Below are 4,982 nucleotides of genomic sequence, written 5' to 3'. Positions count from 1 at the left end.
CTGATCGGCGCCAGCGTCGAACGCGTCGAGGCCGGCTCGGCCCAGGTCGACGCGGCCGGCCGGACGATGCAGGAAATCGTCACCCGCATCCAGCGCGTCAACGACCTGGCTTCGGAGATCAGCCACGCCACGTCCGAACAGCGCCACGACATTGAACGGGTCAGCAGCGCCATGATCCAGATCGACCAGACGACGCAGCAGAACAGCGCGCTGGTCGAGCAGTCCGCCGCGGCGGCCGAGAGCCTGAGGTGCCAGACCGAATCATTGGTCGGCGCGCTGGCTGGGTTCAAGAGGCAGCCAGCGCTGGCCTGAGGCTCACTTGCCGGTCACTGCACGATCTTCAGCCAGTTCAGGTTGAAGCCACCGGCCAGCGCCTTCACGGCGATCTGCTGCTGGCCCGCAGGCAGCTGCACCTGGTGCTGCACCGTGGTCCAGTTCTGCCAGCCGCCGGTGGCCGGCACCGCCACGCTGCCATAGACCGGCGCGCCGCCGGCCTTCTCCAGCTGGATCACGCCGCCGCCGCCGGGGCTGGCCACGCGGTACTGCAGCGTGTAGGTCCCGGCGCTGGGCACATTGACGTTCCAGACCATCCAGTCGTTGGCATCGATCCAGCCCACGTTCTGGCCGCCTTCCGAGCAGGCTTCGGTCTGCACCCCCGCCATGTTGGCGAAGTTCTCGGCTTCGACCTGCTGGCTGAAGCCGCCGGCCCCGGCCTGGTAGACGCGCACATAGTCCACGTACATCCTGGCCGGCATCGCGCCCTCGTCGATGTTGAAGCCCGGCCAGTTGCCGCCCACAGCGAGGTTCAGCAGCAGGAAGAAATCCTTCTGGAATTCCTCGGTGCCGTTCACCCCGTTGGTGATGTCGATCACGTGGTACTGCGTGCCGTCGACGAACCACTTGATGGTCTTCGCGTCCCACTCCACTGCGTAGACGTGATACCCCGTCACGTTCGCGCCGGTGTGGCCGCCGTACTGCGCGTGCCCGCCGCTCAGGTCCTGCCAGTGCACCGTGCCGTAGACGTCCGACTCGGCGTTGACGTGCTCCATGATGTCGATCTCGCCCGAGGCCGGCCAACCCACCGTGTTGATGTTGCTGCCCAGCGCCCAGAAGGCCGGCCACATGCCCAGCGACGAAGGCGCCTTGATGCGCGCCTCGATGCGCCCGAACTTGAAGCTCTTCTTGCCCTGCGTCTTCATGCGCGCCGAGGTGTAGCGGTAGCCGCCGTAGTCCTCGCGCTTGGCCGTGATCACCAGGTTGCCGTTTTCGATGGTGGCGTTTTCCTTGCGGTAGTACTCCAGCTCGTTGTTGCCCCAGCCCCCGCCACCGGTCTCGAACACCCAGTCCGGCCCGATGCTGCCGTTGAACTCGTCCTGCCATACCAGTTGCCAGTTCTGCGCCCAGGCCGCCTGGCCCAGCATCAGTCCCAGCGCTACACCCGCGACGCCTCGAAAGCTTTTGTTCATGTCTCGCCCCTCTGGTTTCAGCCCGCCGAAAAGCGGCCCGGCCCTGGGGTAGGAGGCATCTTCGCCCCGTGCCCCAGCGCTGCCGGCGATGCTATGCACTCAGCCGCCGTCAAGGGTTGATTCAGGATGCAAGAGCTGTCAGCTGGTCTGCAAAAGGTATTCGATTGGTTTTGTTGGGCTGCTACCGGGGTTCACCAGGCCCCCAGCCGGTTGTAGTCCAGCATGCCGGCGCCCAGCGGGTCGTCGTGGGCGTAGCGGCGGTGCAGGGTGTCGCTGAAGGCCCAGAAGTCGGGGTGGGTGCGGCGCACGGCCCAGCGGCGGGCGAGGCTGTCGAAGTCGGCCTTGGCGCGCAGTTGCTGCAGCGCGGTGGTCAGCGCGGGCAGGTCCGAGGCCTTCACGCGCAGCAAGACGTTGGGGTAGCTGCCGATCACGCCGGGGGCCAGGGTCAGCGTGTTCTCGGCCGGCAGCAGTTCCTTCTGCTCGCCCAGCAGGTGCGAGACGCTGGCGTGCGCGGTGTTGCGCAGCAGGGTCCAGGTGCTGGCGCTGCCGTCGGGCTGGTCGATCTGCAGCAGCGTCATCTCGGGCAACCACTGCAGCGACGCGCCTTGCAGCGTGGCCAGCGCTTGCAGCGGGGCACGCAGCGCGGCGGGGCTGTGGCGGGTCCAGTCGAAGCGGTGGTCCAGCACCGGTGCGAGGCGCTTCTTCAGCAGGTCGTAGAGCTCCTGCTGCGGGTTGGCGCTGGTGTAGTGGATGCCGCTTTCGAGCGGCAGCGTGGTGCCGGGCCCGCCGTAGACCTGCTCGCGCCCGCCCTCGCCCACGCCGCGGTACCAGTGGTTGCGCGTGGGGATGCGCTGGGCCTGGGGCAGCAGCGCGAGGAAGTTGAACTCGCCCTCGGCGCGCAGGTAGTCCATGTAGAGCCGCGAGTTCAGCTGGTGGCCCAGGTTGCCGTAGACGTCGTAGTTGGCCACCAGCAGGTAGTGGATGCGCTCCAGCAGCGGGTAGCCGATGACCCAGGCGGTCTTGGGCGATTCGCCGACAAAGCCTTTGACCACGCTGGCGCTGTCGAAGTGGCGGAAGACGGTCAGCGCGGCGTTGTCGTTGTGGCCCTCGCCGTCCCAGATCAGCTGCTCGGTGAGGTTCTCGGGCTTTTGCAGGGCCTCGGTGTATTGCGCGGTGCGGGCCTTCAGGTAGCCGCTTTCCAGCCGGCCGTAAGCCAGCCAGGCGACCAGCACATCGGTGTTGCTGCGGCCGGTGGGCAGGCTCATCAGCTTGACGTCCTGCTGCAGCAGCTTGGCCATCGCGTTGTCGTAGGCCTCGGACGGCGCCAGGAAGCTGACCCAGAACTGGTCCTCGATCACGTCCAGCGCGATCTGGCCGCGGCACACCGGGCCCTTGATGAAGCCCATGATGGTGAACTCGGCCTCGTCCAGCATGAAGCGGTAGCGCGCGCCCACCGGCAGCGCTGCGAAGGTGGCAAACGGGTTGGCCGCCGTGTCGGCGCTGTAGCCCGGCAACCGGTCCACCGTGTAGGGGGCGTCCAGGAACAGCGTGCGCCAGCGGGCCATGCGTTGCGCGTCCAGCCGGTACGGCATGTGGGTCTTCGCGACGAGGGTCTCGCGCTCCAGGTCCAGCCGGTAATAGACGCGCCCGACAGCCGGGTCGTCCACCGGCCGCGCCGTGGGGATCACCTTCAACGGCTGGCCCGGCGGCGTGGCCGAGCGCACCAGCTTGAAGAAGCGCTGCGGTGCTGCGCCATCGCCGTCGAAATACAGGTGGGCCAGGAACAGGTGCTCGTAGGCATAACGCGCGAAAAGCTGCGTCTTCAGCGCGTCGCCGTTGAAGAACTGCTCCCAGCGGGCGACCTGCTGCTGCGTGGCCGCTGGCAGCGGCGCCGGCGCTTCGGCTGGCGCGCCCTGTTCGATCCAGCGGGTCAGCACCCGGTGCTCGGCAGCCGGCAGGCCGGGCAGGCCATAAGGCATGCCGCCTTGCGGCAGGCTGCGTTCGTAGCCGTCCATCTCGGTGCCGGCGGGGCACATTGCGGCCCGGTCGGCCGACACGTCCAGCGCCGCCTGCTGGGCGGTTTCATCGGCTGATTCGGCCGGCCACGGGTGCTGCTGCTTGAGCATCAGCATGCGGTGCACCAGGCCCACGCTGCGGTTGGCCTCGGGCGTGCGGTCCTGCTCGTTGAGCACCGGGAAAAAGCCGCGCGTGCGCCACTCGGAGCTGAGCTGCGCGTCCACGTAGAGCCGCGAAGGTGGCGCGGCCAGCAGCCGCGTCGCGTCGTACACCGGGGTCTTGTTCGCGCCACGCGTCATGCCTTCCCAGCTGGTCGTCTTCAGCTGGCAGGGCGCGTCATAGCAGGCATGGCAGACCACGCAGCGCCGGTCCAGGATGGGCTGGACGGTCAGCGCATACGACTCGCCAGCGGGCGGCGGCGCCGGATGGTCGAAGCGGGTCGGGTCGGCGGGCCCGAAGCGCGGGTCCAGTGCGGGGGCGACCAGGGTGGCGCAGGCGGCGAGCAGGCTGATGGCGACCAGCAGGAAGACAAAACGGCGCATCGGGACCACAAGGCAAGGAGAAGGACGACGGGCCGCATCGTACAAAGCCCGGCGGCGGCTTCAGCGCCTGGGGTTGCGGGCTGGCGGCGGCCTGTCGCCAAGCAAATAGCGCGCCCCCTGGCCCTTGGCCGCAGCCTGGTCGCCCTGGTTGTACAGCCCGCAGGTCTTCAGCGACAGGCAGCCGCAGCCGATGCAGGAGGTGAGCTGGTCGCGCAGCCGGGTCATTTCGGCAATGCGGGCGTCCAGCAGCGTGCGCCAGTCGCGGCTGAGCTTTTCCCAGTCGGCCTTGGTGGGCGTGCGGTGCTCGGGCAGCGTGGCCAGCGCGGCGCGGATCTGCTCCAGCGTCAGGCCGATGCTTTGCGCCGCGCGGATGAAGGCAATGCGGCGCAGCTCGCTGCGCGGGTAACGCCGGTGGCCGGCGGCGCTGCGCTGGCTGCGCATCAAGCCCTCGGCCTCGTAGAAGCGCACGGCGCTGGGAGCGACGCCAGCGCGTTGCGCCAGCTCGCCGATGGTCAGCGGCGAACTGGCACTGAGGCGGATCGATTCGGGCATGCGCGTCATCCTCCGGATCAAAAAAGCTATTGACTTCAAGTTCACTTTAACTCCGAGCATGGCGACCATCGCATCAACAGGACGCCTCGCCATGCCGCTGCTCTCCTTCGCCGACCTGCCCGCCCGCCAAGCCCTGGCCACGCCCGCGCCTGTTCGCCGCCAGCGCCGCCCAGCCTTGCGCGAGCTGCTGGACCAAAGCCTGGCGCTGCCACCCGAAACCCGCAACGAGCTGAGCAGCCACATGCCGATGGCGCTGCATGCGCTCAGCGAGCTTGGCGCCAGCGATGCGCGTCTGCATGCCTTCTACGCGCACTACCTGCGTCGCTTCGAAGGTGCGCCGCCCGCACAGGCCTGGGTGCCCGCGCCAGTGGACTGGCCCGTCAGGCTGGGCGACTTCAGCGCCTTC

At 68.4% G+C, this 4,982-nt stretch carries 4 protein-coding genes and 1 pseudogene; 2 read left to right on the top strand and 3 right to left on the bottom strand.

The window, feature by feature from the left end:
• A partial coding sequence (locus tag FKP22_RS20900) for a methyl-accepting chemotaxis protein (RefSeq protein ID WP_233446912.1) occupies nucleotides 1–312 on the top strand: 312 nt, incomplete at its 5' end.
• Nucleotides 313–326: 14 nt separating this feature from the next.
• On the opposite strand, the gene FKP22_RS20895 is transcribed toward FKP22_RS20900, so the two are convergent.
• The 3 genes from FKP22_RS20895 to soxR all read right to left on the bottom strand — a co-directional run bounded on the left by FKP22_RS20895 (nucleotide 327) and on the right by soxR (nucleotide 4,576).
• Nucleotides 327–1,466, bottom strand: coding sequence for a carbohydrate-binding protein (locus FKP22_RS20895; RefSeq protein ID WP_141289621.1), 1,140 nt, complete (start codon nucleotides 1,464–1,466; stop codon nucleotides 327–329).
• Nucleotides 1,467–1,657: 191 nt separating this feature from the next.
• Nucleotides 1,658–4,024 (bottom strand): fatty acid cis/trans isomerase, encoded by a 2,367-nt coding sequence (locus FKP22_RS20890; RefSeq protein ID WP_141289620.1) that lies wholly within the window; start codon nucleotides 4,022–4,024, stop codon nucleotides 1,658–1,660.
• Nucleotides 4,025–4,084: 60 nt separating this feature from the next.
• Entirely contained in the window at nucleotides 4,085–4,576 is a 492-nt protein-coding gene (soxR, locus tag FKP22_RS20885; RefSeq protein ID WP_141289619.1) for a redox-sensitive transcriptional activator SoxR, read from the bottom strand.
• 91 nt (nucleotides 4,577–4,667) lie between these two features.
• Here soxR and FKP22_RS20880 point away from each other — a divergent pair.
• A pseudogene (locus tag FKP22_RS20880) lies at nucleotides 4,668–4,982 on the top strand (hypothetical protein); the annotation flags it as partial.

The organism is Ideonella azotifigens (assembly GCF_006519715.1).
In the GTDB taxonomy this organism is placed as follows: domain Bacteria; phylum Pseudomonadota; class Gammaproteobacteria; order Burkholderiales; family Burkholderiaceae_C; genus Ideonella; species Ideonella azotifigens.
Note: the sequence above shows the minus strand (reverse complement) of the source record. Positions and strands in the feature narration are given on the sequence as shown.